Genomic DNA, 1,171 nt, shown 5'->3' with positions numbered 1-1,171 from the left:
CTGATGAATTAATCCCACTATCACCTTGCCCTGATACGAATGCGGCCGTGGAATCGAATTCATCTGTACTGGCTGAATTAGTTAATCCATTCCATTCGGGCTGATCGGCTTGCGGCAATTCTCCGTCTTTTGGCGGTAACGGATTGCCACTTTCATCGTGAGCTTGAGGACTTGCCGAATGCGATATTGAATTAGACAAGGCTGTTTGATCGCCGGAATGTGCGCCTAAGGGTTCTGATTTTTCTACCTTAGTTTGAGCTTTATTAAAAACCTTACCGAAGGCCTCAGACGAGCCATTCTGGGCTTTAACCGTCGCTGCTCCCGTCTCAATTAACTCTGAGTTCGGTGCACCGGACACTGGAAGTAATGACAATTGCTGCATAATTTTTAACGAACAACGTTATTTAATAATTAATTATGCAATCAACGATACAAAGATCATGCCGACAAGTGTTTATCGGCGCATAGATATATTAAGTGATAGAAAACAGCTGCTCAAAATTGGAAATTTTAAGGATTTTTTTTACATCATCATTGCAATGATTTATTGCGATTTTCGCATCCGCACCACCAGCATGATCACGAAGTAGCAACAACATTCCTAAGGCCGAACTATCTATATAAGAGGTTTCGCTGAGATCAATTTCGTAAGATGAAATTTGTGTTTCAGCGCTCTCATATGCGTCTCTAAAAGCTGCGTGATGACTGAAATCAAATCTGCCATCTATTGCGATTTTTAAGGTTTGGTCACTACCTTGGTAGCTCACATTCACCGACATACTGCCCTCGTTTTTTCAGTGTTGGTATTACCGCACATAGCGTAGTAAAGATTGCGAAACTCGCGTAATTAATTTGAGAACTAATGAGCAATTATGTAATTTTGCATGCATTAAGTAATGCCGGCCCAATCCGCTGTATGGGCAGCACTTCTACTGCAGCATTCAGTTTAACTGCTGCGCCGGGCATTCCCCACACCACGCTACTTGCCTCATCTTGTGCAATTGTATGCCCTTTTGCTTGTCGCATTCTTAACATTCCGGTGGCTCCATCAGCCCCCATTCCCGTCAACATTGCGCCAACACAGTACTTACCAAGTTCGGCCGTTGCTGAATCAAATAAGACTTCAACCGATGGAATATGTCCGTTTACTTTTTCACCATCTAAGAGCGCT

3 protein-coding genes are annotated in these 1,171 nt (G+C 43.1%); all 3 read right to left on the bottom strand.

What is annotated here, in order from left to right; translation table 11 throughout:
- Positions 1–382, bottom strand: a 382-nt coding sequence (locus A3739_RS03170) for a hypothetical protein (RefSeq protein ID WP_156502300.1), incomplete at its 3' end; no start/stop codon positions are given.
- A 91-nt stretch (positions 383–473) separates the two neighbouring features.
- Entirely contained in the window at positions 474–779 is a 306-nt protein-coding gene (locus A3739_RS03165; RefSeq protein WP_068473743.1) for an STAS domain-containing protein, read from the bottom strand.
- A 91-nt stretch (positions 780–870) separates the two neighbouring features.
- The coding region (locus tag A3739_RS03160) for a CheB methylesterase domain-containing protein (protein WP_197471998.1) at positions 871–1,171 on the bottom strand (301 nt) is incomplete at its 5' end.

This window comes from Oleiphilus sp. HI0067, from assembly GCF_001635735.1.
The sequence above is the reverse complement of the archived record's forward strand: the minus strand, read 5'-3'. Positions and strand labels throughout refer to the sequence as shown.

Bases quoted from the DNA above. Each gene is read 5' to 3' on its own strand.
- A3739_RS03165 (WP_068473743.1), bottom strand. From the start codon at position 779: ATGTCGGTGAATGTGAGCTACCAAGGTAGTGACCAAACCTTAAAAATC.